The sequence below is a fragment of the Casimicrobium huifangae genome (assembly GCF_009746125.1).
In the GTDB taxonomy this organism is placed as follows: Bacteria; Pseudomonadota; Gammaproteobacteria; order Burkholderiales; family Casimicrobiaceae; genus Casimicrobium; species Casimicrobium huifangae.
This window is the reverse complement of sequence record NZ_CP041352.1, coordinates 996,523-1,022,712: the sequence shown is the minus strand read 5'-3', so window position 1 is coordinate 1,022,712 and position 26,190 is coordinate 996,523. Positions and strand designations below refer to the sequence as shown.

Here is a 26,190-nt window from a genome sequence, read left to right as displayed (position 1 = left end):
TTAGCCCACCAGACGTTGTACGAACGTGGTTGCGATGGGGAGCTTGGCTGCCGCGAGCAGGAATGCCTCACGCGCCAAAGTCTCTTCAACGCCGTCCATTTCGTAGAGCACCTTGCCAGGCTGGATCTCAGCGACGTAGTACTCCGGGTTGCCCTTGCCGTTGCCCATGCGGACTTCGGCCGGCTTCTTGGAAATCGGCTTGTCCGGGAAGATGCGGATCCAGATGCGGCCACCGCGTTTGATGTGACGGCTGATCGCTCGACGAGCCGCCTCGATCTGGCGCGCGGTCAAGCGACCGCGGCTGGTCGCTTTGAGGCCAAATTCGCCAAAGCTCACCTTGTTGCCGCGGGTCGCCAGGCCCTTGTTGCGGCCTTTTTGTTCCTTGCGGTACTTTCTTCTAGCCGGCTGTAGCATTTTTCACTCCTGCGGGGCGACGCGGACGGCGCGGTTGCGACGGCTCTTCGGCCGGCGCACCTGCTGCATTGTCAGCAGCAGCCAAGCCGAGGTTCTCACCCTTGAATACCCAAACTTTGATTCCGATAATGCCGTAGCTCGTCTTGGCTTCCGAGAAGCCATAGTCGATATCAGCACGCAGCGTGTGAAGTGGCACGCGGCCTTCGCGATACCACTCGGTGCGCGCGATTTCGGCACCGTTCAGACGGCCCGAGCTCATGATCTTGATGCCCTGCGCACCGAGACGCATGGCGTTCTGCATCGCACGCTTCATGGCACGGCGGAACATGATGCGCTTTTCGAGCTGTTGGGCGATCGAGTCGCCAATCAACTGCGCGTCGATTTCCGGCTTGCGCACTTCCTCGATGTTGAGTGCGATTTCGCAGTTCATCATCTTGCGAAGTTGCGCGCGCAGTGCTTCGATATCTTCACCCTTCTTGCCGATCACGACACCTGGACGGGCGCTGTGAATGGTGATACGGGCATTCTTCGCCGGACGCTCGATGGTGACCTTGCTGACGTTCGCGTTCTTCAGCTTCTTCAGAAGGAAGGTGCGAACCTTGTAGTCTTCGTTCAGCTTGTCCGCGAAGTTCTTGCTGTTGGCGTACCACTTCGAGGTCCAGGCGCGGGACACCGCAAGGCGGAATCCGGTCGGATTGATTTTTTGACCCATACGAACCTCTAGTTCCCGACGGTCACGTGAATGTGACAGGTTTGCTTGAGCAGGCGTGCACCGCGGCCCTTGGCGCGTGCAGCGAAACGACGCATGACGACGGCTTTGTCGACGTAAATCGACTTGACCTTCAGTTCGTCGATGTCGGCGCCGTCGTTGTGCTCGGCGTTGGCGATAGCCGACTCAAGCACTTTCTTGATCAGCACCGCAGATTTCTTCGGGCTGAACGCGAGCAGGTTAAGCGCCTTGCCGACTGGCAGGCCGCGGACCTGGTCTGCAACCAGACGGGCCTTTTGATCGGATACTGGCGCGGCTTTCATGATGGCAACAGTTTGCATGACAGCCCCTTACTTCTTCGCGACTTTTTTGTCGGCCGGATGCCCTTTGAACACGCGGGTCAGCGCGAATTCGCCAAGCTTGTGACCGACCATCTGGTCCGACACGTAGACCGGAACATGCGCCTTGCCGTTGTGAACGGCGATCGTAAGCCCGACGAAGTCAGGCGTAACGGTAGACCGGCGCGACCAGGTCTTGATCGGCTTCTTGTCATTTTTTGCGAGGGCCACTTCGACCTTTTTCGCCAGATGCCCGTCGACGAACGGGCCTTTCTTAACGGAACGTGCCATTGTGATTAACCCTTCTTGGCCGCATGACGGGTGCGGACAATCATGCTGTCAGTGCGCTTGTTGGTGCGCGTCTTGAGACCCTTGGCCTTCTGACCCCACGGCGATACCGGGTGATGACGTCCGCCACCGCCGTTGGTACGACCACCCATCGGGTGGTCCACCGGGTTCATCGAGATGGCGCGCACCGTCGGGCGAATACCACGCCAGCGATTGGCACCAGCCTTGCCGATGACACGGAGCGAGTGCTCACCGTTGCCGACTTCACCGATCGTGGCTCGGCAGTCAACGTGCACCTTGCGAACTTCACCTGAGCGCAAACGGATCTGCGCATAGATACCTTCACGAGCCATCAGCTGCACCGAAGCACCAGCCGATCGGGCAATTTGGGCTCCCTTGCCAGGTTGCAGTTCGATCGCATGAATCGTCGTGCCCACCGGGATATTGCGGATCGGCAGGGCATTACCTACCTTAATCGCTGCCTCGGCGCCGCTCTGGATCGAATCGCCTGCAGTCAGGCCTTTCGGGGCCAGCACATAACGACGTTCGCCATCAGCGTAAAGAACCAAGGCGATGAACGCGCTGCGGTTTGGATCATATTCCAGACGCTCCACCTTGGCCGGGATGCCGTCCTTGTTGCGACGGAAGTCGACGATGCGGTAGTGATGCTTGTGACCGCCGCCCTTGTGACGGGTAGTGATGTGGCCGTTGTTGTTGCGGCCAGAACCACGTTTCTGTGGAACCAGCAAAGGCGCATAGGGCTCGCCCTTGTGCAGGTCCGGATTGACAACCTTGATCAGCGAGCGACGGCCCGGAGAGGTCGGTTTGACTTTAATGAGTGCCATGATGGATTACGCCTCCCCGCCGAAGTTGATCTCTTGACCGGGTTTGAGCGACACATAGGCGCGACGGCTATCGCTGCGACGCCCCATGGTGCGGCCGAAGCGCTTCACCTTACCAGGGCGGTTGAGCATCTGCACGCTCTCGACCTGAACCTTGAAGAGCAGTTCGACGGCTGCCTTGACTTCGGGTTTTGTTGCATCTTGCAACACTTCGAAAACGACTTGTTCGTTCTTTTCGGCGACAAAGGTGCTCTTCTCGGAGATCACCGGGGCGCGGAGAACGGTCATCAAACGATTTTGATTCATTTGTATGACTCCTCAATCTTGGCGATAGCGGCCTTGGTGAGCAGCACGCGGTTGAACGCGAGCAAGCTGACCGGGTCGACATTGTGTGCCGCGACAACAGCGAGATGCGGCAGATTGCGTGCCGCCAGGAACAGGTTGTTGTCCACGGAATCGGTCACGATCAGCGCGTCGCTGACGCCCATGCCCTTGAGAGCGCCGGCAACCAGTTTGGTCTTTGGAGCATCAACTGCGAACGACTCGACGACATGCAGACGGTCTTCGCGAACCAGTTGCGAGAAGATCGCAGCAATACCGGCGCGATACATCTTGCGATTGACCTTGTGCGAGAAATTCTCGTCCGGCTTGTTCGGGAACGCACGACCGCCGCCACGCCAGATCGGACTGGACGTCATACCGGCACGAGCATTACCTGTACCCTTTTGCTTCCAGGGCTTCTTGGTCGAGTGGCGAACTTCGGCACGCGTCTTCTGCGCACGGTTGGCGCTACGGCCATTGGCCTGATACGCGACCACAACCTGATGAACGAGCGCCTCGTTGTATTCGCGACCGAAGACGTCGTCCGACGCCGATACGGTCGACGCCGATTTGCCCTGCGCGTCAATAACTTGCAATTCCATTATCAGCTCCTCACCGTCGGTTTGACGATGACGTGACCGCCAGCCGTACCGGGTACCGCGCCTTTGATCATCAGCAGACCGCGAGCAGCATCGACGCGAACAACGGTCAGTGCCTGCACGGTACGCTGTGCGTTACCGTATTGGCCAGCCATACGCTTGCCCGGGAAAACGCGACCCGGATCCTGCGCCATACCGATCGAACCCGGTGCGCGGGTGGTCACCGAGTTACCGTGCGACGCGCGATTCGAGCTGAAGTTGTGACGACGGATGACACCAGTGAAGCCGCGGCCCTTGGTGGTACCAGTGACGTCCACTTCCTGGCCGACGGTGAAGGTTTCGGCGCCGACAACGGCTCCTGCCTTCAACTCGCCCGCTTCGGTGCGGAACTCACGTGTGATCGCACCGGCCTGTACACCAGCCTTCGCGAAATGCCCCGCTTGTGACTTGTTGACGCGGCTTGCGCGCTTGTCGCCGAAGGTTACCTGCACACCCGCATAACCATCGTTATCGGCAGATTTGACCTGCGATACGCGATTATTGCTGACGTCGATAACCGTGACAGCAGTCGCGGATCCGTCATCATTGAAGACGCGTGTCATGCCGACTTTGCGTCCGATGAGTCCCAGACTCATGGTTTACCTCTTCTTTCTTTCCGTGCTACCCGTGCTTGCACACTGGAGGGCTCGGTGCCGGTTTCAATTGACCGGCATCGCTTGGGTTTGGCTCAGTTGTTACTGAACCTTGATTTCGACATCGACACCGGCCGGCAAATCCAGCTTCATCAGTTGATCGACAGTCTTGTCATTCGGCTCCACGATATCCATCAGGCGCTGATGGGTGCGGATTTCAAATTGGTCGCGCGACGTTTTGTTGACGTGCGGTGAACGCAGCACGTCGAATCGTTCTATACGGGTCGGCAGCGGCACTGGGCCACGAACGATTGCACCGGAGCGCTTGGCGGTCTCAACGATTTCCGACGCCGATTGATCGATCAGCTTGTAGTCGAAAGCTTTGAGACGAATACGGATTTTCTGGTTTTGCACGGTGGAGTCCTAAACCAGTTACTTAATAATTTTGGATACGACGCCGGCGCCGACGGTGCGACCACCTTCACGGATCGCAAAGCGCAGCTTCTCTTCCATCGCGATCGGCGCAATCAGCGCCACCGTCATCTTCACGTTGTCGCCTGGCATCACCATTTCGGTGCCCGCCGGCAACGTCACCGAGCCAGTCACGTCCGTCGTGCGGAAGTAGAACTGCGGACGGTAGTTGTTGAAGAACGGGGTGTGACGACCACCTTCGTCCTTGGAGAGAACGTAGACTTCGCATTCGAAGTCGGTGTGCGGGGTGATCGAACCCGGCTTGGCCAGCACTTGACCACGCTCGACTTCTTCACGCTTGGTGCCGCGCAGCAGGATGCCGACGTTGTCACCGGCTTGACCCTGATCCAGCAGCTTGCGGAACATTTCCACGCCCGTGCAGGTGGTCTTCAAGGTGGGCTTGATGCCGACGATTTCGATTTCTTCGCCGACCTTGACGATGCCGCGCTCAACTCGACCGGTCACCACGGTGCCACGACCGGAGATCGAGAACACGTCTTCCACCGGCATCAGGAAGGCGCCGTCAACTGCGCGCTCCGGCGTCGGGATGTAGGTGTCGAGCGCTTCGGCCAGACGGTCGATGCAGGGCTCGCCCAGATCGGACTTGTCGCCTTCGAGAGCAAGCTTGGCGCTGCCCTTGACGATTGGGATGTCGTCGCCCGGGAAGTCGTATTTGCTCAGGAGCTCACGAACTTCCATTTCGACCAGTTCGAGCAGCTCGGCGTCGTCCACCATGTCACACTTGTTCAGGAAGACGATGATGTACGGTACACCGACCTGACGCGACAGCAGGATGTGTTCGCGCGTTTGCGGCATCGGGCCGTCAGCTGCAGAGACCACGAGGATGGCGCCGTCCATCTGGGCGGCACCGGTGATCATGTTCTTGACGTAGTCGGCGTGCCCCGGGCAGTCCACGTGGGCGTAGTGGCGGTTGGCCGTTTCGTATTCGACGTGCGCGGTGTTGATGGTGATGCCGCGTGCCTTTTCTTCCGGCGCCGCGTCAATCTGGTCGTAGGCCTTCGCCTCGCCGCCAAACTTGCGCGACAACACCGTGGTGATCGCTGCCGTCAACGTCGTCTTGCCGTGATCCACGTGCCCAATCGTGCCTACGTTCACGTGCGGCTTCGTACGCTCAAACTTGCCTTTTGCCATGATCTTGTTTCCTTAATTTACTGTTCAAAACGGCCACTACGATCGGTGGCCATCGGGGTTACAAATTAGCCAGCCTTTGCCTTGGTAACGGCTTCGGCAACGTTCTTCGGTGCTTCCGAGTAGTGCTTGAACTCCATCGAATACGTTGCGCGGCCTTGCGTAGCTGAACGCAGCGTCGTGGAATAGCCGAACATTTCGGACAGCGGAACCTCTGCCTTGATGATCTTGCCGCCCAGCACGTCGTCCATGCCCTGCACCATGCCGCGACGGGACGACAGGTCGCCCATCACTGTACCAGCGTAGTCTTCCGGGGTTTCGACTTCGACAGCCATCATCGGCTCAAGCAGAACCGGGTTGGCCTTGCGCATACCGTCCTTGAACGCGATTGAAGCGGCCATCTTGAAGGCGTTTTCGTTCGAGTCCACTTCATGGTACGAACCGTCGAACAGCGTGACCTTGACATCAACGACCGGGAAACCAGCGACCACACCGCTCGTCAGCGTTTCGACGACGCCCTTGTTGACGGCCGGGATGTATTCACGCGGAACCACGCCGCCCTTGATGGCATCGACAAATTCGAAGCCCTTGCCGGCTTCGTTCGGCTCCAGCTTGAGCCAGACGTGACCGTACTGACCACGACCACCCGATTGCTTGACGAACTTGCCTTCGATTTCCGAGCCCTTGCGGATCGTTTCACGATAAGCCACCTGTGGCTTGCCGACGCTTGCTTCGACACCGAATTCGCGCTTCATACGATCGACGATGATTTCGAGGTGCAACTCGCCCATACCGGCGATGATGGTCTGACCGGACTCTTCGTCCGTGCGAACGCGGAATGACGGATCTTCCTGGGCCAGACGGCTCAGAGCGATACCCATCTTTTCCTGGTCTGCCTTGGTCTTCGGCTCGACAGCCTGCGAGATCACCGGCTCCGGGAACACCATGCGCTCGAGCGTGATGATCGAAGCGGGGTCGCACAGCGTGTCGCCCGTCGTGGCTTCCTTCAGGCCGACCGCGGCGGCGATGTCGCCAGCGCGGACTTCCTTGATTTCTTCACGCTCATTGGCGTGCATCTGCAGCAGGCGACCGATGCGCTCGCGCTTGCCCTTGACCGGGTTGTAGATCGTGTCGCCCGATTGCACGACGCCCGAATACACACGGAAGAAGATCAGCTGGCCGACGTAGGGGTCGGTCATGATCTTGAACGCGAGTGCCGAGAATTTTTCTTCGTCGGATGCCTTGCGCTCGACGGGTTTGTCGTCGTCATCCATACCCGAGACCGGGGGGATGTCCGTCGGAGCCGGCATGTATTCGATAACGGCGTCGAGCATGGCTTGCACGCCCTTGTTCTTGAACGCGGAGCCGCAGAACATCGGGACGATTTCGCTGGCGATCGTGCGCAGGCGAATGCCCTGCTTGATGTCAGCAGCGTCCAGATCCCCGTTTTCGAGGTACTTGTTCATGAGCTCTTCGTTGGCTTCAGCAGCGCTTTCAACCATCTTCGAGCGCCACTCTTCGGCCTTGGCCTTGAGGTCGTCCGGAATATCACGGGCTTCGTACTTCATGCCCTGCGAAGCCTCGTCCCAGAAGATCGCCTTCATGCGGACGAGATCGATCACGCCCAGGAAGTTTTCTTCAGCGCCGATTGGCACCTGCATCGGCACCGGGTTCGCCTTGAGGCGAGCCTTCATCTGGTCATAGACCTTGAAGAAATCGGCGCCCGTGCGGTCCATCTTGTTGACGAACGCGAGACGCGGCACCTTGTATTTGTTGGCCTGGCGCCACACGGTCTCGGACTGCGGCTGAACGCCACCCACGGCGCAATAGACCATGCAGGCACCGTCAAGCACGCGCATGGAACGCTCGACTTCGATCGTAAAGTCGACGTGCCCCGGGGTGTCGATGATGTTGATGCGATGCTCGGGAAAGTTTTTGTCCATCCCCTTCCAGAAGCAGGTCGTCGCGGCAGACGTAATGGTGATGCCGCGCTCACGCTCCTGTTCCATCCAGTCCATCGTCGCGGCGCCGTCATGCACCTCGCCGATCTTGTGCGAAACGCCCGTGTAGAACAGGATGCGCTCGGTGGTCGTGGTCTTGCCCGCGTCAATGTGCGCGGAAATGCCAATGTTGCGATAGCGTTCGATGGGAGTAGTACGGGGCATAACGGTCACCAATACTCGGACATCGCTTGTGACGACGCCGAAGGGTAAAAACTAAAAACGGAAGTGGGAGAACGCCTTGTTGGCTTCGGCCATGCGATGCACTTCTTCACGCTTTTTCACGGCGCCACCACGACCTTCGGAAGCCTCGAGCAGCTCGTTTGCGAGACGCGCGCCCATCGACTTTTCACCACGCTTGCGAGCAGCGTCACGGATCCAGCGCATCGAGAGCGCCGAACGGCGCGACGGACGCACCTCAACAGGCACCTGGAAGTTGGCGCCGCCAACACGGCGGCTCTTCACTTCAACCATCGGCTTGGCGTTGCCGAGCGCGGTGGAGAATACTTCCAGCGGGTCCTTGCCGCCTTTTTTGCTGATGATGTCCAGCGCGCCATACACGATGCGTTCCGCAACAGCCTTCTTGCCGGCGGTCATGATGACGTTCATGAATTTGGAGATTTCGACATTGCCAAACTTCGGATCCGGCAGGATGTCGCGTTTGGGTACTTCACGACGGCGAGGCATTTAAACCATCCTAAAAATGAGTGAAGCGCCTCGACAATCGGGCGCTTGAACCGGGACACCCGGGCTGAACTTAAGCTTTTTTCGGTGCTTTGGCGCCGTACTTCGAGCGCGACTGCTTGCGGTCTTTGACGCCAGCAGTATCCAGCGAACCACGAACCATGTGATAGCGCACACCTGGCAAGTCTTTGACACGACCGCCGCGGATCAGGACCACCGAGTGCTCCTGCAGATTGTGCCCTTCGCCACCGATGTACGAGATGACCTCGAAACCATTGGTCAATCGCACTTTAGCCACTTTTCGCAGCGCCGAGTTCGGTTTTTTCGGGGTCGTCGTGTACACGCGAGTACACACGCCGCGTTTTTGCGGGCCTTTTTCAAGCGCCGGACTCTTGCTCTTGGCAACGACCGGTGTACGCCCTTGGCGTACGAGCTGATTGATGGTTGGCATATTTAGCCTTCGTTTTTGTTGAACTTGGCCGCTACTGTTGGCAACCAAGCTTGGAAAAGACCGCGATTATAGCCTGCAGTCTCGATTTTCGTCAATAGGGTGGCCGCTCAAGCGTCAAGCGGCTCCTGATCTCGTGCTCCGACCAATCGGCAGGGCACGAGGAGTTCATCAAGCAGCGCTTTCGCTCGTCTCTGCCGCTTCATCGCTCGCTTCAGCCAAAGCCGACGTGTCGATGAGATCAGCTGCAAGATTTGCCTTGCGCAGGCGGTGATATGCCAGACCAGTACCAGCGGGAATCAATCGGCCCACGATGACGTTCTCTTTCAGGCCTCGCAAGTCATCCTTTTTGCCCATGATCGCTGCTTCGGTCAGCACCCGTGTCGTTTCCTGGAACGAGGCTGCTGAGATGAACGAATCGGTAGACAACGACGCCTTGGTAATACCCAGGAGCATGTGATCGAACTGGGCGGGCGCCTTGCCATCGGCCTTGACACGGTCGTTCTCGGCCAGCAGTTCTGCGCGCTCCACTTGTTCGCCGGTAATGAACTTGCTGTCACCGGGATGAGAGATAGTTACACGGCGCAACATCTGACGAACAATCACTTCAATATGTTTGTCGTTGATCTTCACGCCCTGCAGTCGATAGACTTCCTGGACCTCGTCGATGATGTACTTGGTAAGTGCTTCCACACCAAGCAAGCGAAGAATATCGTGGGGGTCGGCTGGGCCGTCGACGATCGGTTCGCCCTTGTTCACGACCTGACCGTCGATGGCCATCACGGCCTTTTCCTTCGGGATCAGATACTCATGCGAGACGCCGTCCATGTCCTTGATGACCAGACGCTGCTTGCCTTTTGTGTCCTTGCCGAACGACACGGTACCGGTGACCTCTGCGAGCATGCCGGCGTCCTTGGGCGAACGCGCTTCGAACAGTTCGGCAACCCGCGGCAGACCGCCGGTGATGTCGCGCGTCTTCGAGGTTTCCATCGGCATACGCGCCAGCATGTCGCCCGGCGCTACTTCCTGACCATCCTTCACCAGGATGATGGAGCCGATCTGGAAGGTGATCGTCAATGGCGTGTCTGAACCGGCGGGCTTGATTTCGTTGCCCTTGGCGTCTACCAGCTTCAACTGCGGACGGACGCCCTTGGACTGCGAGCCGGCGCGGCGCTTGGCGTCGATCACGACGAGCGTGGAAATGCCGGTCACGTCGTCGGTCTGCTTGGCGACGGTGACGCCTTCCTGCACGTTCTCGAACTTCACTCGGCCCTGGAACTCGGTGAGAATCGGACGCGAAGTCGCATCCCATTCGGCGAGCACCTGGCCAGCCTTGACCGTCTTGCCGTCTTCGACGAGCAGTTTGGCGCCGTACGGAACCTTGTGGCGCTCGCGCTCACGGTTGCCGTCCGAGATGACCACTTCTGCCGAACGCGCGATCACGATCTTGTCGCCCGCCGCGTTTTTCACGTAGCGCATGGCGCCAGCGAAATTCGCCGTACCCGCCGACTTCGTCTCAACAGTGCTTGCCGCCGCGGTACGGGATGCTGCGCCACCGATGTGGAACGTACGCATCGTGAGCTGGGTGCCCGGCTCACCAATTGACTGTGCTGCGATGACACCGACGGCCTCACCCGCGTTGACCAGTTGGCCACGACCGAGGTCGCGTCCGTAGCACTTCGCGCACAGGCCGTGGCGAGTCGCGCAGGTCAACGGCGAGCGCGTGCGCACTTCGTCGATGCCGAGGCTGTCGATCAAGTCGACTTCGTCTTCGGTCAACAAAGTGCCGTTGCTGACGACCAGCTTGCCGGTCTCCGGATGCACGACATCGGCCGCGGCCGTACGGCCGAGGATGCGGTCGCGCAGCGATTCAATGACTTCGCCACCAGACACGACGGCCTTCATCACCAAGCCTTCCAGCGTGCCGCAATCGTCTTCGGTCACCACCAGATCTTGGGTCACGTCGACCAGGCGACGCGTCAGGTAACCCGAGTTCGCGGTCTTCAGCGCCGTGTCGGCCAGCCCCTTACGGGCGCCGTGCGTCGAGATGAAGTACTGCAGAACATTGAGACCTTCGCGGAAGTTCGCGGTAATCGGCGTCTCGATGATCGAGCCGTCCGGCTTCGCCATCAGGCCGCGCATGCCCGCCAGCTGGCGAATCTGCGCTGCGGAACCGCGGGCGCCCGAGTCGGCCATCATGAAGATCGAGTTGAACGAATCCTGGCGCACCTGCTTGCCTTCGCGGTCGGTGACCATTTGCGAGCCAAGCTGCGTCATCATGGCGCGAGCGATCTCGTCGCCGGCGGCGCCCCAGATGTCCACGACCTTGTTGTAGCGTTCGCCCGAGGTGACGAGACCCGAGGCGTACTGCTGCTGGATCTCTTTCACCTGCGCTTCCGCGTTGGCGATGATGCCGTGCTTTTCTTTCGGCACCAGCATATCGTCGGCTGCGAACGAGAAGCCAGCGCGAGTCGCCAGACGGAAGCCCGATTGCATCAGCTTGTCGGCGAACACGACCGTCGCGCGGAGGCCGCAGCGGCGGAAGCTCGCGTTGATGAGCTTCGAGATTTCCTTCTTTTTGAGCGGCTTGTTGATGACCGAGAACGGCAAGCCCTCGGGCAGGATGTCAGATAGCAGCGCGCGACCAACTGTCGTCTCTTCACGCTTGACCTGATCAATCTTCTCGCCGTTCGGACCGAAAGTCACCTGCCGAATACGGACTTTGACCTTGGCGTGCAGGTCGACCATGCGCGTCTCGTAGGCGCGCGACACTTCGAGCACGTCGGCGAAGACCATGCCTTCGCCGCGCGCGTTGATACGCTCACGGGTAGCGTAGTACAGGCCCAGCACGATGTCTTGCGACGGGACGATACAGGGATCGCCGTTCGACGGCAGAAGCACGTTGTTCGAGGCCAGCATCAATGTGCGGGCTTCTGCTTGCGCTTCGAGAGACAGCGGCACGTGAACGGCCATCTGGTCGCCGTCAAAGTCAGCGTTGAACGCCGTACAGACGAGCGGATGCAGCTGGATCGCCTTGCCTTCGATCAGTACCGGCTCGAACGCCTGGATGCCCAGACGGTGCAGCGTCGGAGCGCGGTTCAGCAGCACCGGGTGCTCGCGAATCACTTCTTCGAGCAGATCCCAGACTAGCGGCTCTTCGCTCTCGACGCGGCGCTTGGCTTCCTTGATGGTCTTTGCTTCGCCCAGTTGTTCGAGGCGATTGAAGATGAACGGTTTGAACAGTTCGAGCGCCATCTTTTTTGGCAGACCACACTGATGCAGCTTGAGTTGCGGCCCCACCACGATGACCGAACGGCCCGAGTAGTCGACGCGCTTGCCGAGCAGGTTCTGACGGAAACGGCCCGACTTGCCCTTGATCATGTCGGCGAGCGACTTGAGCGGGCGCTTGTTGGCGCCCGTCATCGCCTTGCCGCGGCGGCCATTGTCGAGCAGTGAATCGACTGACTCCTGCAGCATGCGCTTCTCATTGCGCACGATGATGTCCGGCGCCTTCAGTTCGAGGAGACGCTTGAGACGGTTGTTGCGGTTGATGACGCGGCGGTACAGATCATTCAGATCCGACGTCGCGAACCGTCCGCCGTCCAGAGGAACCAGCGGGCGCAATTCGGGCGGCAGCACCGGCAACACTTCGAGCACCATCCAGTCGGGCTTGATGCCTGACTTCAGGAACGCTTCAAGCACTTTGAGGCGCTTTGAAATCTTCTTGATTTTTGCTTCTGACGAAGTTGCACCGAGTTCGCCGCGCAGCCGCTCAGCCTCCTCAGTGACATGGATCGACGACAGCAGCTCGCGAACGGCTTCTGCGCCCATCAGCGCCTTGAAGTCATCGCCATACTCTTCGGTTTTGGCGATGTAGTCGTCCTCGGTCAGCAGCTGGCCGCGTTGCAGCGGCGTGAGGCCCGGATCGACAACCACGAAGGCTTCGAAATACAGTACGCGCTCGATGTCGCGCAGCGTCATGTCGAGCACCATACCGAGACGGCTCGGCAGCGATTTGAGGAACCAGATGTGGGCGACGGGCGAGGCGAGCTCGATGTGGCCCATGCGCTCGCGGCGCACCTTGGTCAGCGTGACTTCGACGCCACACTTCTCGCAGATCACACCGCGATGCTTGAGGCGCTTGTACTTGCCACACAGGCATGCGTAGTCCTTGATCGGACCGAAGATCTTCGCACAGAACAAGCCGTCGCGTTCGGGCTTGAATGTGCGGTAGTTGATGGTCTCGGGCTTCTTCACTTCGCCAAACGACCACGAGCGGATGCGCTCGGGTGAGGCGAGGCCGATCTTGATCGCGTCGAACTCTTCGTTCGGAGTCGTCTGCTTGAACAGGTCCAGCAATGCGTTCATGGATATTCCTTTGACTTCCGAGTTACTTGCGCTCAAGGTCGACGTCGATGCCGAGCGACCTGATTTCCTTGACCAGCACATTGAACGATTCAGGCATGCCGGCCTCGATCTTGTGCTCGCCCTTCACGATGTTCTCGTACACCTTGGTGCGACCGGTCACGTCGTCGGACTTGACCGTCAGCATTTCTTGCAGCGTGTAAGCTGCGCCGTAGGCTTCGAGTGCCCACACTTCCATTTCACCGAAGCGCTGGCCACCGAACTGTGCCTTGCCGCCCAGCGGTTGCTGAGTCACCAGGCTGTACGGGCCGGTCGAACGGGCGTGCATCTTGTCGTCGACCAGGTGATGCAGCTTGAGCACATGCATGTAACCAACAGTCACCGGGCGATCAAATGCCTCACCAGTGCGTCCGTCGTACAGCGTGATCTGACCGGACTCCGGAAGGCTGGCCAGTCGGAGCATGTCCTTGATCTCGCCCTCGGTTGCGCCGTCGAACACCGGTGTCGCAAACGGGACCCCGTGCCGCAGGTTGCTCGCGAGTTCGCCAACCTCAGAGTCGTTGAGCGAATTGAGGTCCTGCTTCGCGCCAACATCCTGGTAAAGCGTTTCGACGAAGCTGCGGATCTCCTTCACGTTTGCCTGCTGCTTGAGCATGGCGTCAATCTTGTTGCCAATGCCGCGAGCAGCCCAACCGAGGTGAACCTCGAGAATCTGGCCCACGTTCATCCGTGACGGCACGCCCAGCGGATTCAGTACAACGTCAACCGTGGTGCCATCGGCCATGTGGGGCATGTCTTCAACCGGAACAATCTTGGAGACCACGCCCTTGTTACCGTGACGACCAGCCATCTTGTCGCCCGGCTGCAGCCGGCGCTTGACAGCCACATAGACCTTGACCATCTTCAGCACGCCCGCTGGAAGCTCGTCGCCTTGCGTCAGCTTGCGTTTTTTCTGCTCGAACGCTGCGTCAAAGTTGTGACGGGTCGCGGTCAGGCTGTCGCGGACGCCTTCAAGTTGCCGGGCAACGTCGTCGTCCGCCATGCGAAGGTCGAACCAGTCGTAACGCCCGATTGACGCGAGGTACTCCTTGTCGAGTTTGGTGCCTTTGGCAAGCTTCTTCGGGCCGCCGCTGGCGATCTTGCCGATCAGGAGACGTTCAAGGCGCTCAAACGTGTCGTTTTCGACGATGCGCAGTTGGTCCGCCAGATCCTTCTTGTAGCCGCGGAGCTCTTCGTCAATGATCAGTTGAGCGCGCTTGTCACGTTCGATACCTTCTCGGGTGAAAACCTTGACGTCGATCACCGTGCCAGCGATGCCCGATTGGACGCGCAGCGAGGTGTCCTTCACGTCACTGGCCTTTTCACCGAAGATCGCTCGCAGCAACTTTTCTTCCGGCGTAAGCGTGGTTTCGCCTTTGGGTGTCACCTTGCCCACGAGCACATCGCCCGCTTCGACTTCAGCGCCGATGTAGACAATGCCCGATTCATCGAGGCGCGTCAGCTGTGCCTCACCAAGGCTCGAGATATCGCGAGTGATTTCTTCCGGACCAAGCTTGGTGTCACGGGCGACTACGGTCAGCTCTTCGATATGAATCGACGTGTAACGGTCCTGTGCAACCACGCGCTCGGAGATCAGGATCGAGTCTTCGTAGTTGTAGCCGTTCCATGGCATGAATGCGACCAGCATGTTCTGGCCGAGAGCAAGTTCGCCTTTGTCTGTCGAGGCACCGTCAGCAATGACGTCACCCTTGGCGAGCTTGTCACCGATCTTCACCAGCGGCCGCTGATTGATATTGGTGTTCTGGTTGGAGCGCGTGTACTTGACCAAGTTATAGATATCGACACCAACGTCGCCAGCTGCCGCCTCGGCGTCGTTGACGCGAATCACGACACGCGACGCGTCAACGTAGTCCACCTTGCCACCGCGACGGGCAGTGACAACAGTGCCGGAGTCAATGGCGGCTGTGCGTTCCACACCGGTGCCAACAAACGGCTTTTCCGGACGCAGGCAAGGAACTGCCTGACGTTGCATGTTGGAGCCCATCAATGCGCGGTTCGCGTCATCGTGCTCGAGGAACGGGATCAGCGAGGCAGCCACCGAGACGATCTGCGACGGCGCCACGTCCATGTACGTCACTTCTGATGGCGGCATCAGGGTCGACTCGCCCTTGATACGGCAGGCGACAAATTCGCCAGTCAGGTGACCGCTCGCATCGAGCGGTGCGTTCGCCTGGGCGATCACGTAATTGCTTTCTTCGATGGCCGAGAGGTAAGCGATTTCGTCCGTCACCTTGCTGTCGACCACTTTGCGATACGGTGTTTCAATGAAGCCGTAGTCGTTAACACGTGCGAACAGGGCCAGTGAGTTGATCAGGCCGATGTTCGGACCTTCCGGCGTCTCGATCGGGCATACGCGACCATAGTGCGTTGGGTGTACGTCACGCACCTCAAAGCCAGCCCGCTCACGAGTCAAACCACCCGGACCCAGCGCCGAGACGCGACGTTTGTGCGTGATCTCGGACAACGGATTGGTCTGGTCCATGAACTGCGACAGCTGGCTGGAGCCAAAGAACTCCTTGATCGCGGCAGAGATAGGCTTCGCGTTGATCAGGTCGTGCGGCATCAGGTTTTCGCTTTCGGCCTGACCGAGGCGCTCTTTCACTGCACGCTCAACGCGGGCAAGACCGCTGCGGAACTGGTTCTCGGCCAGCTCGCCTACGCTGCGAACGCGACGGTTGCCGAGATGGTCGATGTCATCCACCTGACCGCGTCCGTTACGCAAATCACAGATGATCTTGACGGTATCGAGGATATCGTCGTGGGTGAGCACCATCGGGCCGTCAATCGTATCGCGGCCAACGCGACGATTGAACTTCATGCGCCCCACGCGCGACAGATCGTAGGTGTCCTCATTGAAGAACAGGCGCTGGAACAGCGCCTCCACCGCTTCTGCCGTCGGCGGCTCACCTGGGCGCATCATGCGGTAGATTGCGACACGAGCTGTCGTCTTGTCGGGGACATCATCCGTCTTGAGCGTCATCGAGATCCACGGACCTTCATCCAGCTCATTGATGTAAAGCGTGCGGATGTGGTCAACGCCGGCCTCGACCAGTTTCTTCAGAGACTCCTCGGTCAGCTCCTCGTTAGCCTTGACTAGAACCTCGCCGGTTTCCTTGTCGATAACATTGGCCGCGACGATACGACCAAGCACCTCTTCGGTCGGCAGACCCAAGCGTTCGACTTTCGAGTTTTGCAGGTCGCGCACGTGCTTGGCAGTGACGCGCTTGTCCTTAGCCACGACGATGGTGCCGTCAGGCGTAGTAATGTCGAAACGGGCGACTTCACCTTTCAAACGTTCCGGCACGAACGCGAGCTCGTTGCCCTTCGGCGTGAAGTAGATATCGTCGAACTTGAAGTAGCGCGCCAGGATTTCCTCGTCGGACAGACCAAGCGCCTTGAGCAAGATCGTTACCGGCATCTTGCGGCGGCGGTCGATACGGAAGTAGAGGTAATCCTTCGGATCGAACTCGAAGTCAAGCCACGAGCCGCGATACGGAATGACGCGCGCGGAGAACAGCAATTTGCCGGAACTGTGCGTTTTGCCCTTGTCATGCTCGAAGAACACGCCGGGCGAGCGGTGCAGCTGGGAAACAATCACGCGCTCGGTCCCGTTGATGACAAACGAGCCGTTTTCGGTCATGAGCGGGATTTCGCCCATGTAGACCTCGGATTCCTTAACTTCCTTGACCGTGTCTTTCGCCGCCTCGCGATCGTAAATGATCAGACGCACCTTGGCTCGAACTGGTGCGGCAAAGGTCAAACCACGCTGCTGGCACTCGACGACATCGAACGGCGGCGTGCCAAGCGTGTAGTGCACGTACTCCAGCTTCGCGAATCCGTTGTGACTCGCGATCGGGAAGATCGACGTGAATGCGGACTCCAGGCCGACGTTCTTGCGATCCTGCGTCTTGACGCCTACTTGCAAAAACTCGTTGTAGGAGACAAGCTGGGTTTGGAGCAGGTAGGGCACCGGCAGGACCGGGGCGCGCGAACCGAAGCTCTTGCGGATGCGTTTCTTTTCGGCAAAGGCGTACGTCATGTGTTCCTCAACTGTGGAAGCGGGAATCGCGACCAGGCAAAGCCTGACAGGGGCTAAGGGTGGCTGCGGGAGCTCGAGAGGGCTCTCGTATGAACGCTTGGTGTGTGTACAAGCAGGTCAGGCGACAGCAGTCTCTAGAAACGGCGAAGGGCCGGAGAGGCTTTGCAGCCCCACCAGCCCTTGGTACCGATCCGAAATTACTTGATTTCGGCCTTGGCACCAGCGTCTTCGAGTTTCTTCTTCGCTGCTTCGGCATCGGCCTTCGGCATCGCTTCCTTGACAGTCTTCGGTGCGCCGTCGACCAGGTCTTTCGCTTCCTTGAGGCCCAGACCGGTGATTTCGCGAACTGCCTTGATCACGCCGACCTTGTTGGCGCCGGTTTCCTTGAGCACGACGTCGAACTCGGTCTTCTCTTCAACGGCAGCAGCAGCGGCACCGCCACCACCAGCAGCCGGAGCAGCCATCGCCGCAGCGGAAACGCCGAATTTTTCTTCGATGGCCTTGACCAGGTCATTGAGATCCATCACCGACATCGTGTCGAGTGCGGCGAGGAAGTCGTCTTTGTTGAATGCCATGTTTGGCTCCTGATTGAGTAAATATTTGGGGATGAGTTATGCGGCGGCAGCTTCAGCTGCGGGCGCTTCTTTCTTTTCGGCCACGGCGGCGAGGACGCGTGCGAAGCGGGCAACCGGCGAGTTGAGGAGGCCAGCCAGCTGTGCCAGCAGGACTTCCTTGCTCGGGATCGATGCCAGGGACGCGACACCAGCCTTGTCGAGCAGCTTGCCATCAAACGCGCCCGCCTTGACCACGATCTTGTCGTTGGTCTTGGCGAAGTCGCTGATAACTCGCGCTGCGGCGACGGCGTCGACGGAAAGACCGTAAATCAGCGGGCCGGCCATTTCGCCAGCAGCCACCTCAAACGGCGTACCAACCACGGCGCGACGCGCGAGCGTGTTTTTCAACACGTGCAGGTAAACCCCCTGCTCGCGCGCAGACTTGCGCAGTTTGGTCATATCCGCGACCTTCGTGCCACGATACTCGGCGACGACGAGCGTCTGCGCATTAACTACCTGCGCTTTGACTTCGTCGATGACCGCGGCTTTTTCAGTGCGATTCAGACTCAAGTTAATCTCCTGTCTTCCCCGGAGAGCCGTCTGGGCTCGCCGGGAGGGTTTCAGCGACCTTACCGCACCGAATCCCTGTGATGCGTCGCAACTACGCGGGCATCACACAAATTGTGTACAGCGGGACCGCCATCTGCGTTGGCCAGGACGTTTCCGTAGATTCGTCCTGATTAAGTGGTGTTCTGCAAAACGCAGCACACCCCGCCAACGGTCTTGGATAGCTCGATGGCCTGCCGCAAGGCAACCATCGACCCACCAATCTTTGACCTCGCTACTGCGCGGCCTGCGCACCCACGGCGAAGGCGCCGGTGTCCACGCGGACACCTGAACCCATCGTGCTGGATACGCTAACTTTCTTCAGATACACGCCTTTTGATGATGCCGGCTTTGCTTTCTGCAGTGCCTCCATGAGCGCACGCAGGTTTGTTTCAAGCGCAGGTACTTCGAACGAGGCGCGACCGATCGTGGCGTGCACGATACCGGCCTTGTCGGTGCGGTACTGCACCTGACCGGCCTTGGCGTTCTTGACGGCGCCAGCGACATCGGCGCTGACCGTCCCGACCTTCGGGTTCGGCATCAGGCCTCGCGGACCGAGCACCTGACCGAGCGTACCGACCACACGCATGGCGTCCGGGGACGCGATGACGACGTCGAACTCCATGAATCCGCCTTTGACGCGCTCCGCCAGGTCGTCGAAGCCGACGACGTCCGCACCTGCTGCCTTGGCCTCGTCAGCTTTGGCACCTTGGGCAAACACTGCGACGCGAACGGTCTTGCCGGTACCGGCGGGCATCACGACGGAACCGCGGACGGTCTGGTCGGACTTCTTGGCATCGATGCCGAGGTTGACAGCGACGTCGATGGATTCATCGAACTTGGCAGTCGCCGTCGACTTGGCGAGCGTGAGCGCGTCAGCGACAGCGTAAAACTTGTTGCGGTCGACCTTGCCTTCGAGGGCCTTGGCGCGTTTCGAGAGCTTTGCCATGATTACTTCACTCCTTCGACGGTGATACCCATCGAGCGGGCGCTGCCCGCGATGGTGCGGACGGCGGCGTCCATGTCGGCCGCCGTGAGGTTCGGCATCTTGACCTTGGCAATCGCCTCAGCCTGGGCGCGCGTCAGCTTGCCGACCTTGTCGGTATGCGGGCGGGCCGAACCCTTTTGCACCTTCGATTCCTTCTTGATCAGATAGGTCGCAGGCGGCGTACCCATGATGAAGGTGAAGCTCTTGTCGGCGAACGCGGTGATGGTCACCGGGATCGGCATGCCGGGCTCCATGCCCTGGGTCTGCGCGTTGAACGCCTTGCAGAACTCCATGATGTTGAGACCGCGCTGACCGAGCGCCGGGCCGATCGGGGGCGACGGATTCGCCTTTCCCGCCGGAACTTGCAGCTTGATAAAGCCGACGATTTTCTTTGCCATGATGGCTCCTGGTTTTGGGTGATTGCGAACGCCGATTGATTACGACGCTCTCCCCGTTAAAAACGACCGGCAAACGCTTCGCCAGTCACTTCAAAACTATGCTTTTTCGACCTGTCCGAAGTCGAGCTCAACTGGCGTAGAGCGGCCAAAAATCATGACCGACACGTGTAGCTTCGATTTCTCGTAGTTCACGTCTTCGACGTTGCCCATGAAGTCGGTGAACGGACCGTCTTTGACTCGCACCGCCTCGCCAACCTCGAACAACACCTTGGGTTTCGGCTTTTCGCCGCCGGTCTGCACCTGATTGAGGATGTTGTCGACTTCTTTTTGCGAAATCGGCGCCGGACGTGTCGCGGTGCCGCCGATAAACCCGGTCACCTTGGGCGTGCTCTTGACCAAGTGCCAGGTCTCGTCTGTCATGTCCATTTCGACGAGCACATAGCCCGGGAAGAACTTGCGCTCGGAGGTTGACTTCTGGCCGTTGCGGATTTCGACTACTTCTTCGACCGGCACCAGCACCTGGCCGAATTGGTCAGCAACATCCGAGCGGGCGATGCGCTCGACCAGCGCTTTCTGCACGCTCTTCTCGAACCCGGAAAAGGCATGCACGACATACCAGCGCTTCGGCTTGGCGACAGCGGCGTCTGCAATCGTTGCGTTTTCCATGATGATTCCGTTATTTGTCGTTGCGGTGGACCGGGCAGCTTTAGCCGCGCTTGGTCAGCCACTGGATGATGTAGCCAATCGAGGTATCTACCGCAAACAGGAAGATGGCCATGATCACCGCAAATGCGAACACGATCAGCGTCATCTGCACGGTCTCCTTGCGCGTCGGCCAGGCGACCTTCTTGCCTTCGTCAACCGACTCACGCGCAAACTGGAGGAAGTCCTTGCCCGGCGCGGACGCATAGGCAACCCCGGCACCCGCGAGCAGACCGGCGAGCACCATCAGCATGCGCAACGCCATCGCCGATTCGGCGAAGTGATAGAAGCCATAGACACCCGCCGCAACGCATACGCCTGCCGCAAGAAAGATGGCCCAATTTTTAGTCGTTTCGCTCATGCCTGATGACCAGCCTGTTCAGGGAATGCCACTGTTTTGTAAGTGGCAGGGGCGGAGGGAATCGAACCCCCATCGACGGTTTTGGAAACCGTAGCTTTACCACTAAGCTACGCCCCTAAAAACAGTGACGCGGCATCGGGTGCCGCGTTGGTGTTACTTAATAATTTTGGATACGACGCCGGCGCCGACGGTGCGACCGCCTTCACGGATGGCAAAGCGCAGCTTCTCTTCCATCGCGATCGGCGCAATCAGCGCCACCGTCATCTTCACGTTGTCGCCTGGCATCACCATTTCGGTGCCCGCCGGCAACGTCACCGAGCCAGTCACGTCCGTCGTGCGGAAGTAGAACTGCGGACGGTAGTTGTTGAAGAACGGGGTGTGACGACCACCTTCGTCCTTGGAGAGAACGTAGACTTCGCATTCGAAGTCGGTGTGCGGGGTGATCGAACCCGGCTTGGCCAGCACTTGACCACGCTCGACTTCTTCACGCTTGGTGCCGCGCAGCAGGATGCCGACGTTGTCACCGGCTTGACCCTGATCCAGCAGCTTGCGGAACATTTCCACGCCCGTGCAGGTGGTCTTCAAGGTGGGCTTGATGCCGACGATTTCGATTTCTTCGCCGACCTTGACGATGCCGCGCTCAACTCGACCGGTCACCACGGTGCCACGACCGGAGATCGAGAACACGTCTTCCACCGGCATCAGGAAGGCGCCGTCAACTGCGCGCTCCGGCGTCGGGATGTAGGTGTCGAGCGCTTCGGCCAGACGGTCGATGCAGGGCTCGCCCAGATCGGACTTGTCGCCTTCGAGAGCAAGCTTGGCGCTGCCCTTGACGATTGGGATGTCGTCGCCCGGGAAGTCGTATTTGCTCAGGAGCTCACGAACTTCCATTTCGACCAGTTCGAGCAGCTCGGCGTCGTCCACCATGTCACACTTGTTCAGGAAGACGATGATGTACGGTACACCGACCTGACGCGACAGCAGGATGTGTTCGCGCGTTTGCGGCATCGGGCCGTCAGCTGCAGAGACCACGAGGATGGCGCCGTCCATCTGGGCGGCACCGGTGATCATGTTCTTGACGTAGTCGGCGTGCCCCGGGCAGTCCACGTGGGCGTAGTGGCGGTTGGCCGTTTCGTATTCGACGTGCGCGGTGTTGATGGTGATGCCGCGTGCCTTTTCTTCCGGCGCCGCGTCAATCTGGTCGTAGGCCTTCGCCTCGCCGCCAAACTTGCGCGACAACACCGTGGTGATCGCTGCCGTCAACGTCGTCTTGCCGTGATCCACGTGCCCAATCGTGCCTACGTTCACGTGCGGCTTCGTACGCTCAAACTTGCCTTTTGCCATGATCGCTACCCTCGTGAGGTGTTTTTCAAAGAACTGGTGCCCATGACGCGGATTGAACGCACGACCTCTCCCTTACCAAGGGAGTGCTCTACCACTGAGCTACATGGGCGGATGTTTGGGGTCTTCGCAAAGATCACAAACATCTGACCATCAACGGTGCTGCGCTGGAGCGGGTGAAGGGAATCGAACCCTCGTCATAAGCTTGGAAGGCTTCTGCTCTACCATTGAGCTACACCCGCGGGGATTCAGATTCAGTTCGACATCACCAACTTGCGAAAACCCGCACAGGCGCACTGGCGGAAAAGACGCGGTCCGCGCTTGTCAATTCGCACACCCGGATAGCGGGCATTCAAATTGGTGGAGAGGGCTGGATTCGAACCAGCGTACTCATAGAGGGCAGATTTACAGTCTGCTGCCATTAACCACTCGGCCACCTCTCCACGCGGAGGAGCCATAAATTATGCAGCATGTCGGACGTCCCGTCAAACCGGTTGTAACGGCAGATCGGCGGTGTGCGCACGCGATACAGCTTCGATCTGCATGCTCAGCCGCATGAGGCCTGACAAGCCGAAATCACTGAAGTCGACTTGGTACTGATTTCCACGCCATGCCGTTATCCAACGTGGCTTTCAGCAGAAAGGTGTTGGCGGGAAGTTGGCGGAGGTGGTGAGATTCGAACTCACGGATAACTTGCGCTATCGCCGGTTTTCAAGACCGGTGCCTTAAACCGCTCGGCCACGCCTCCGTCGTTAACGATTTTAGCTGCCTTGCTGACAAACCTCGTTGTTGATTGTAGTTTTTTCTTGTTATAAAACTACAAAATGCCTACTTCGCCAGCATCATCCCCTCCGTCGGCACCTCCAGTCAACGCCGCAGTCGCCCGCGTCACCGTCGCAATCGCCACGCGCAGTCAGGCGCGCCGGGCTGCATATCTGGCAACACTTGCGTCCCAGCGCCAGCATCGCGCCGAACGCCTTTCGCGCAAGCGCCTGAGTGCAGCTAACTTGGCGCACGGTTACGCGGCCCTGCCCAGTGGCGACAAATTGCGCGTGGTGAGCGAACCGGTGCCGATGATCGGCGTTGTCTCAGCCTACAACGACGTGCTCTCGGCGCATCAGCCGCTGGCCGACTACCCGGCGATGATCAAGGACGAAGTGCGCCGACACGCCGCCGTGGCGCAGTTCGCGGGCGGCGTGCCCGCGATGTGCGACGGTGTCACGCAGGGCCAGCCGGGCATGGAGCTTTCGCTCTTTTCGCGCGATGTGATCGCGATGTCCACCGCCGTGGCGCTGACTCATGATCTCTACGACGGTGCCATGCTGCTAGGCGTGTGCGACAAGATTGTGCCGGGCTTGCTGCTGGGCGCGCTCTCGTTCGGTCACCTGCCCGCGATCTTCGTGCCCGCGGGGCCGATGCCGAGCGGTTTGTCAAACAAGGAAAAAGCCAACGTCCGCAAGCTGCACGCGCAAGGCAAAGTGGCGCCGACCGCGCTGCTCGAAGCCGAGATGGCGGCGTATCACGGCGAAGGCACCTGCACCTTCTACGGCACCGCCAACAGCAATCAGTTATTGCTTGAAGCGATGGGTCTGATGATTCCCGGCGCCGCCTTCGTGCAGCCAAACGATCGACGCCGTGCGCTGCTCACCCGCGCTGCAGCGGCACGCATGGTGGCGCTGGCCAGGCGGGCGCAAGCGGGCCACGACACGGCTGGGCTCGGCCAATGGATCGACGAAAAGGTGCTGGTCAATGCCATCGTCGCGCTACTGGCGACGGGAGGCTCGACCAATCACACGATGCACTGGGTCGCCATCGCGCGCGCGGCCGGCTTTGAGCTGACATGGCAGGACATTGACGCGCTGTCGCGTGTGACGCCGCTATTGACGCGGCTTTACCCCAATGGCGAAGCAGACGTGAACGACTTTGATCGCGCCGGTGGCACAGCCTTCCTGTTCCGTGAGCTGCTCGCTGTCGGGCTGATGCACGACGATGTCGAGACGGTGATGGGGCGCGGCATGGGACATTACACACGCGCGCTCTCCGGGATGAAGGACGAGGAATCCGGTTCGCTCGCCTACGAGCCGGCAAGCGCGGTATCGGGCGATCTCACCGTACTACGCCCGGCAGGCGAGCCGTTCAGCCGGGAAGGCGGCCTGCGTGTGCTCGCCGGCAATCTCGGTGAAGCGGTGGTCAAGGTGTCCGCCGTTGCGCTGGAACATCGCGTGATCACCGCACCGGCGCATGTGTTCGATACCCAAGCCGACGTGATCGCTGCGTTCAAGGCAAACCGCTTCGAACGCGACGCAGTGGTCGTCGTTCGCTTTCAGGGGCCGCGCGCCAGTGGCATGCCGGAATTACATCAACTCACGCCCGCACTGTCGGTGTTGCTCGATCGCGGCATCAAGGTGGCACTGGTGACCGACGGCCGCATGTCCGGCGCCTCGGGTCGGGTGCCTGCGGCGATTCACGTCACGCCCGAAGCGGCCGCTGGTGGCGCGCTTGCGCGCGTGCAAGACGGCGACGTCGTGACGGTCGATTGCGAAAACGGCTCGCTCGCGGTGCATGTCGGCAGTGACGCTCTCGCCGCTAGAACTCCCGCAGGGGCGCCTCCCCCAGCAGCGGGCTGGGGGCGCGAATTGTTCGGCGTGTTTCGCGACAATGTGAGCGATGCCAACCAGGGGGCATCGGTGCTGTTTCGCTGACCCCACTACCTCGTTGACCGCTTCTGGAAGCACTAATGGACTTGAATCACACCCTCCGTCGCCTGGGCTACGTGCCCGTCATCGAAATCGACCACGCCGATGACGCGGTGCCGCTCGCCGAGGCGCTGCTGGCGGGCGGTGTCGGCTGCATCGAAGTGACACTGCGCACCCCAGCCGGCCTGCCGTCAATTGCCGAAATCGTGAACTCGGGTCTGCCCATGATGGTGGGCGTTGGCACGGTGACGCACGCTGATCAGGTGCACGCCTGCGTCGATGCAGGTGCGCAGTTCGCGGTGTCGCCTGGCTACACGCACGCGATTGGCCGCGCCTGCCATGACGCGCATCTACCCCTGTTGCCCGGCACGGTGACGCCATCGGAAGTGCTCACCGCGCTCGACGACGGCTGGCACACACTCAAGTTTTTCCCCGCCTCGTTATACGGCGGCGCAGCTTGGTTGAAGGCGATTCACGGGCCGATCCCGCAGGCCAATTTCTGCCCGACCGGCGGTATTCGCGACGAAGACATTCCGGCCTATCTCGCCTGTCCGAATCTTGCGGCTTTCGGCAGCTCGGCCGTGGCGCCGCGCTCTATGATTGCGGAGCGGAAGTGGCACGAAATCACTGAGCGGGCGAAGAAGCTGATGGCCGTCGTGCGCGCACACCGGCCGTTGTAGGAGCGGCTCCGCCGCGACACGACTTCAGTGTTTCAGAAGACCGCGGCAAAGCCGCTCCTACAGCTGTGTCGCGACCCAGCTAGAAATCGCCGAGCGGATCGAATCCACCTCGCCAATCGCCGGAGATACCGTGAACAGTACGGCCGGATGCGTCGTCTGCGCCGTCTCGATCAACGCCGCAAGATCGCGCCGCGTATGCGCTCCTTCAGCGAGAAACAGCGGGATCACCCGGATCTGCGCGGCGCCCTGCTCGACCAGTGAATTCACGCTGGCGGCAAAGTCTGGCTGCATGAACTCGAGAAATGCCAGCTCGGCCAGCTTGGTGGCATGCATGCCACGAAAGTCAGCCAGGATAGCGTCGAACGGACGACGCCAGTTGGTGTCGCGCGAGCCGTGGGCGAAAAAGAGAATGGCTGAGTTGGACACGCGCTCCCCCTGAGATGGCAGCCCGATTGGCTGCAAGCACAGATTAGCGCAGATCACACGATCTGGTTCCCGCGTTCGT

The 26,190-nt window shown here is 59.9% G+C and carries 25 protein-coding genes and 5 tRNA genes; 2 read left to right on the top strand and 28 right to left on the bottom strand.

Going from position 1 to position 26,190, the window contains the following annotated elements:
* The 27 genes from rplP to FKL89_RS04575 form a co-directional block, all read right to left on the bottom strand.
* The gene (rplP, locus tag FKL89_RS04705) at positions 1-414 is read right to left on the bottom strand and encodes a 50S ribosomal protein L16 (protein ID WP_156861673.1); all 414 of its coding nucleotides are present in this window, start codon (positions 412-414) and stop codon (positions 1-3) included.
* Positions 398-1,126: a 30S ribosomal protein S3 gene (gene rpsC / locus FKL89_RS04700; RefSeq protein WP_156861672.1), complete on the bottom strand. Its 729-nt coding sequence runs from the start codon at positions 1,124-1,126 to the stop codon at positions 398-400. The genes rplP and rpsC overlap by 17 nt, the downstream gene beginning before the upstream one ends.
* A gap of 8 nt (positions 1,127-1,134) precedes the next feature.
* The gene (rplV, locus tag FKL89_RS04695; RefSeq protein ID WP_156861671.1) at positions 1,135-1,464 is read right to left on the bottom strand and encodes a 50S ribosomal protein L22; all 330 of its coding nucleotides are present in this window, start codon (positions 1,462-1,464) and stop codon (positions 1,135-1,137) included.
* A 9-nt stretch (positions 1,465-1,473) separates the two neighbouring features.
* Positions 1,474-1,752 carry a 30S ribosomal protein S19 gene (gene rpsS, locus FKL89_RS04690; protein ID WP_156861670.1) on the bottom strand — a complete coding sequence of 93 codons (279 nt, stop codon included), beginning with the start codon at positions 1,750-1,752 and terminating at the stop codon, positions 1,474-1,476.
* 5 nt (positions 1,753-1,757) lie between these two features.
* A complete protein-coding gene (gene rplB / locus FKL89_RS04685) occupies positions 1,758-2,594 on the bottom strand; it encodes a 50S ribosomal protein L2 (RefSeq protein ID WP_156861669.1) in 837 nt (278 codons plus the stop codon).
* 6 nt (positions 2,595-2,600) lie between these two features.
* Positions 2,601-2,897 (bottom strand): 50S ribosomal protein L23, encoded by a 297-nt coding sequence (rplW, locus tag FKL89_RS04680; RefSeq protein ID WP_156861668.1) that lies wholly within the window; start codon positions 2,895-2,897, stop codon positions 2,601-2,603.
* Positions 2,894-3,514: a 50S ribosomal protein L4 gene (rplD, locus tag FKL89_RS04675; RefSeq protein ID WP_156861667.1), complete on the bottom strand. Its 621-nt coding sequence runs from the start codon at positions 3,512-3,514 to the stop codon at positions 2,894-2,896. Before rplD ends, rplW begins: the two co-directional genes overlap by 4 nt.
* A gap of 2 nt (positions 3,515-3,516) precedes the next feature.
* On the bottom strand, positions 3,517-4,146 hold the full coding sequence (gene rplC / locus FKL89_RS04670) for a 50S ribosomal protein L3 (protein WP_156861666.1): 630 nt from the start codon (positions 4,144-4,146) through the stop codon (positions 3,517-3,519).
* Between the two features lie 99 nt (positions 4,147-4,245).
* Positions 4,246-4,557 carry a 30S ribosomal protein S10 gene (gene rpsJ / locus FKL89_RS04665; RefSeq protein ID WP_156861665.1) on the bottom strand — a complete coding sequence of 104 codons (312 nt, stop codon included), beginning with the start codon at positions 4,555-4,557 and terminating at the stop codon, positions 4,246-4,248.
* An 18-nt stretch (positions 4,558-4,575) separates the two neighbouring features.
* Positions 4,576-5,766: an elongation factor Tu gene (tuf, locus tag FKL89_RS04660; RefSeq protein WP_156861654.1), complete on the bottom strand. Its 1,191-nt coding sequence runs from the start codon at positions 5,764-5,766 to the stop codon at positions 4,576-4,578.
* A gap of 65 nt (positions 5,767-5,831) precedes the next feature.
* Positions 5,832-7,928, bottom strand: a complete 2,097-nt coding sequence (gene fusA / locus FKL89_RS04655; protein WP_156861664.1) for an elongation factor G — start codon at positions 7,926-7,928, stop codon at positions 5,832-5,834.
* A 51-nt stretch (positions 7,929-7,979) separates the two neighbouring features.
* Positions 7,980-8,450, bottom strand: coding sequence for a 30S ribosomal protein S7 (rpsG, locus tag FKL89_RS04650; protein WP_156861663.1), 471 nt, complete (start codon positions 8,448-8,450; stop codon positions 7,980-7,982).
* A 70-nt stretch (positions 8,451-8,520) separates the two neighbouring features.
* Positions 8,521-8,898, bottom strand: a complete 378-nt coding sequence (rpsL, locus tag FKL89_RS04645) for a 30S ribosomal protein S12 (protein ID WP_156864546.1) — start codon at positions 8,896-8,898, stop codon at positions 8,521-8,523.
* A gap of 168 nt (positions 8,899-9,066) precedes the next feature.
* Positions 9,067-13,263 (bottom strand): DNA-directed RNA polymerase subunit beta', encoded by a 4,197-nt coding sequence (gene rpoC / locus FKL89_RS04640; RefSeq protein WP_156861662.1) that lies wholly within the window; start codon positions 13,261-13,263, stop codon positions 9,067-9,069.
* A gap of 22 nt (positions 13,264-13,285) precedes the next feature.
* Positions 13,286-17,359, bottom strand: coding sequence for a DNA-directed RNA polymerase subunit beta (gene rpoB / locus FKL89_RS04635; RefSeq protein ID WP_156861661.1), 4,074 nt, complete (start codon positions 17,357-17,359; stop codon positions 13,286-13,288).
* Positions 17,360-17,556: 197 nt separating this feature from the next.
* Positions 17,557-17,934 carry a 50S ribosomal protein L7/L12 gene (gene rplL / locus FKL89_RS04630; RefSeq protein ID WP_156861660.1) on the bottom strand — a complete coding sequence of 126 codons (378 nt, stop codon included), beginning with the start codon at positions 17,932-17,934 and terminating at the stop codon, positions 17,557-17,559.
* Between the two features lie 36 nt (positions 17,935-17,970).
* Positions 17,971-18,483 carry a 50S ribosomal protein L10 gene (gene rplJ / locus FKL89_RS04625; RefSeq protein ID WP_156861659.1) on the bottom strand — a complete coding sequence of 171 codons (513 nt, stop codon included), beginning with the start codon at positions 18,481-18,483 and terminating at the stop codon, positions 17,971-17,973.
* A gap of 271 nt (positions 18,484-18,754) precedes the next feature.
* Complete coding sequence (rplA, locus tag FKL89_RS04620) at positions 18,755-19,468, bottom strand: 50S ribosomal protein L1 (protein WP_156861658.1); 714 nt, start codon at positions 19,466-19,468, stop codon at positions 18,755-18,757.
* Positions 19,469-19,470: 2 nt separating this feature from the next.
* The gene (gene rplK / locus FKL89_RS04615) at positions 19,471-19,905 is read right to left on the bottom strand and encodes a 50S ribosomal protein L11 (RefSeq protein WP_156861657.1); all 435 of its coding nucleotides are present in this window, start codon (positions 19,903-19,905) and stop codon (positions 19,471-19,473) included.
* Between the two features lie 96 nt (positions 19,906-20,001).
* Positions 20,002-20,571 (bottom strand): transcription termination/antitermination protein NusG, encoded by a 570-nt coding sequence (gene nusG, locus FKL89_RS04610; protein WP_156861656.1) that lies wholly within the window; start codon positions 20,569-20,571, stop codon positions 20,002-20,004.
* 40 nt (positions 20,572-20,611) lie between these two features.
* Entirely contained in the window at positions 20,612-20,968 is a 357-nt protein-coding gene (gene secE / locus FKL89_RS04605; RefSeq protein ID WP_156861655.1) for a preprotein translocase subunit SecE, read from the bottom strand.
* Positions 20,969-21,011: 43 nt separating this feature from the next.
* Positions 21,012-21,085: transfer RNA gene (locus FKL89_RS04600), tRNA-Trp, on the bottom strand.
* A gap of 36 nt (positions 21,086-21,121) precedes the next feature.
* Complete coding sequence (tuf, locus tag FKL89_RS04595) at positions 21,122-22,312, bottom strand: elongation factor Tu (RefSeq protein ID WP_156861654.1); 1,191 nt, start codon at positions 22,310-22,312, stop codon at positions 21,122-21,124.
* Positions 22,313-22,346: 34 nt separating this feature from the next.
* A tRNA-Thr gene (locus tag FKL89_RS04590) sits at positions 22,347-22,421 on the bottom strand.
* A 56-nt stretch (positions 22,422-22,477) separates the two neighbouring features.
* Positions 22,478-22,551 (bottom strand) — tRNA-Gly (locus tag FKL89_RS04585).
* A gap of 116 nt (positions 22,552-22,667) precedes the next feature.
* Positions 22,668-22,752, bottom strand: a tRNA-Tyr gene (locus FKL89_RS04580).
* Positions 22,753-22,967: 215 nt separating this feature from the next.
* Positions 22,968-23,057: transfer RNA gene (locus FKL89_RS04575), tRNA-Ser, on the bottom strand.
* 76 nt (positions 23,058-23,133) lie between these two features.
* On the opposite strand from FKL89_RS04575, the gene edd reads away from it, so the two are divergent.
* Positions 23,134-25,011 (top strand): phosphogluconate dehydratase, encoded by a 1,878-nt coding sequence (gene edd, locus FKL89_RS04570; protein ID WP_156861653.1) that lies wholly within the window; start codon positions 23,134-23,136, stop codon positions 25,009-25,011.
* 35 nt (positions 25,012-25,046) lie between these two features.
* On the top strand, positions 25,047-25,685 hold the full coding sequence (locus tag FKL89_RS04565; protein ID WP_156861652.1) for a bifunctional 4-hydroxy-2-oxoglutarate aldolase/2-dehydro-3-deoxy-phosphogluconate aldolase: 639 nt from the start codon (positions 25,047-25,049) through the stop codon (positions 25,683-25,685).
* 57 nt (positions 25,686-25,742) lie between these two features.
* Here the strand turns inward: FKL89_RS04565 and FKL89_RS04560 are convergent, their stop codons facing one another.
* Positions 25,743-26,111: a sirohydrochlorin chelatase gene (locus FKL89_RS04560; RefSeq protein ID WP_238363485.1), complete on the bottom strand. Its 369-nt coding sequence runs from the start codon at positions 26,109-26,111 to the stop codon at positions 25,743-25,745.
* Between the last annotated feature and the right edge of the window lie 79 nt (positions 26,112-26,190).

What these genes read in the sequence shown, in the direction of transcription:
- fusA (WP_156861664.1), bottom strand. Translation starts at nt 7,928, where the DNA reads ATGCCCCGTACTACTCCCATCGAACGCTATCGCAACATTGGCATTTCC.
- rplC (WP_156861666.1), bottom strand. Translation starts at nt 4,146, where the DNA reads ATGAGTCTGGGACTCATCGGACGCAAAGTCGGCATGACACGCGTCTTC.
- FKL89_RS04565 (WP_156861652.1), top strand. Translation starts at nt 25,047, where the DNA reads ATGGACTTGAATCACACCCTCCGTCGCCTGGGCTACGTGCCCGTCATC.
- rpoB (WP_156861661.1), bottom strand. Translation starts at nt 17,359, where the DNA reads ATGACGTACGCCTTTGCCGAAAAGAAACGCATCCGCAAGAGCTTCGGT.
- rpsC (WP_156861672.1), bottom strand. Translation starts at nt 1,126, where the DNA reads ATGGGTCAAAAAATCAATCCGACCGGATTCCGCCTTGCGGTGTCCCGC.
- rplW (WP_156861668.1), bottom strand. Translation starts at nt 2,897, where the DNA reads ATGAATCAAAATCGTTTGATGACCGTTCTCCGCGCCCCGGTGATCTCC.
- rpsS (WP_156861670.1), bottom strand. Translation starts at nt 1,752, where the DNA reads ATGGCACGTTCCGTTAAGAAAGGCCCGTTCGTCGACGGGCATCTGGCG.
- rplD (WP_156861667.1), bottom strand. Translation starts at nt 3,514, where the DNA reads ATGGAATTGCAAGTTATTGACGCGCAGGGCAAATCGGCGTCGACCGTA.
- nusG (WP_156861656.1), bottom strand. Translation starts at nt 20,571, where the DNA reads ATGGAAAACGCAACGATTGCAGACGCCGCTGTCGCCAAGCCGAAGCGC.
- tuf (WP_156861654.1), bottom strand. Translation starts at nt 22,312, where the DNA reads ATGGCAAAAGGCAAGTTTGAGCGTACGAAGCCGCACGTGAACGTAGGC.
- edd (WP_156861653.1), top strand. Translation starts at nt 23,134, where the DNA reads ATGCCTACTTCGCCAGCATCATCCCCTCCGTCGGCACCTCCAGTCAAC.
- rplB (WP_156861669.1), bottom strand. Translation starts at nt 2,594, where the DNA reads ATGGCACTCATTAAAGTCAAACCGACCTCTCCGGGCCGTCGCTCGCTG.
- rplL (WP_156861660.1), bottom strand. Translation starts at nt 17,934, where the DNA reads ATGGCATTCAACAAAGACGACTTCCTCGCCGCACTCGACACGATGTCG.
- rpoC (WP_156861662.1), bottom strand. Translation starts at nt 13,263, where the DNA reads ATGAACGCATTGCTGGACCTGTTCAAGCAGACGACTCCGAACGAAGAG.
- secE (WP_156861655.1), bottom strand. Translation starts at nt 20,968, where the DNA reads ATGAGCGAAACGACTAAAAATTGGGCCATCTTTCTTGCGGCAGGCGTA.
- rpsL (WP_156864546.1), bottom strand. Translation starts at nt 8,898, where the DNA reads ATGCCAACCATCAATCAGCTCGTACGCCAAGGGCGTACACCGGTCGTT.
- rplP (WP_156861673.1), bottom strand. Translation starts at nt 414, where the DNA reads ATGCTACAGCCGGCTAGAAGAAAGTACCGCAAGGAACAAAAAGGCCGC.
- rpsG (WP_156861663.1), bottom strand. Translation starts at nt 8,450, where the DNA reads ATGCCTCGCCGTCGTGAAGTACCCAAACGCGACATCCTGCCGGATCCG.
- rplA (WP_156861658.1), bottom strand. Translation starts at nt 19,468, where the DNA reads ATGGCAAAGCTCTCGAAACGCGCCAAGGCCCTCGAAGGCAAGGTCGAC.
- tuf (WP_156861654.1), bottom strand. Translation starts at nt 5,766, where the DNA reads ATGGCAAAAGGCAAGTTTGAGCGTACGAAGCCGCACGTGAACGTAGGC.
- rplV (WP_156861671.1), bottom strand. Translation starts at nt 1,464, where the DNA reads ATGCAAACTGTTGCCATCATGAAAGCCGCGCCAGTATCCGATCAAAAG.
- rplK (WP_156861657.1), bottom strand. Translation starts at nt 19,905, where the DNA reads ATGGCAAAGAAAATCGTCGGCTTTATCAAGCTGCAAGTTCCGGCGGGA.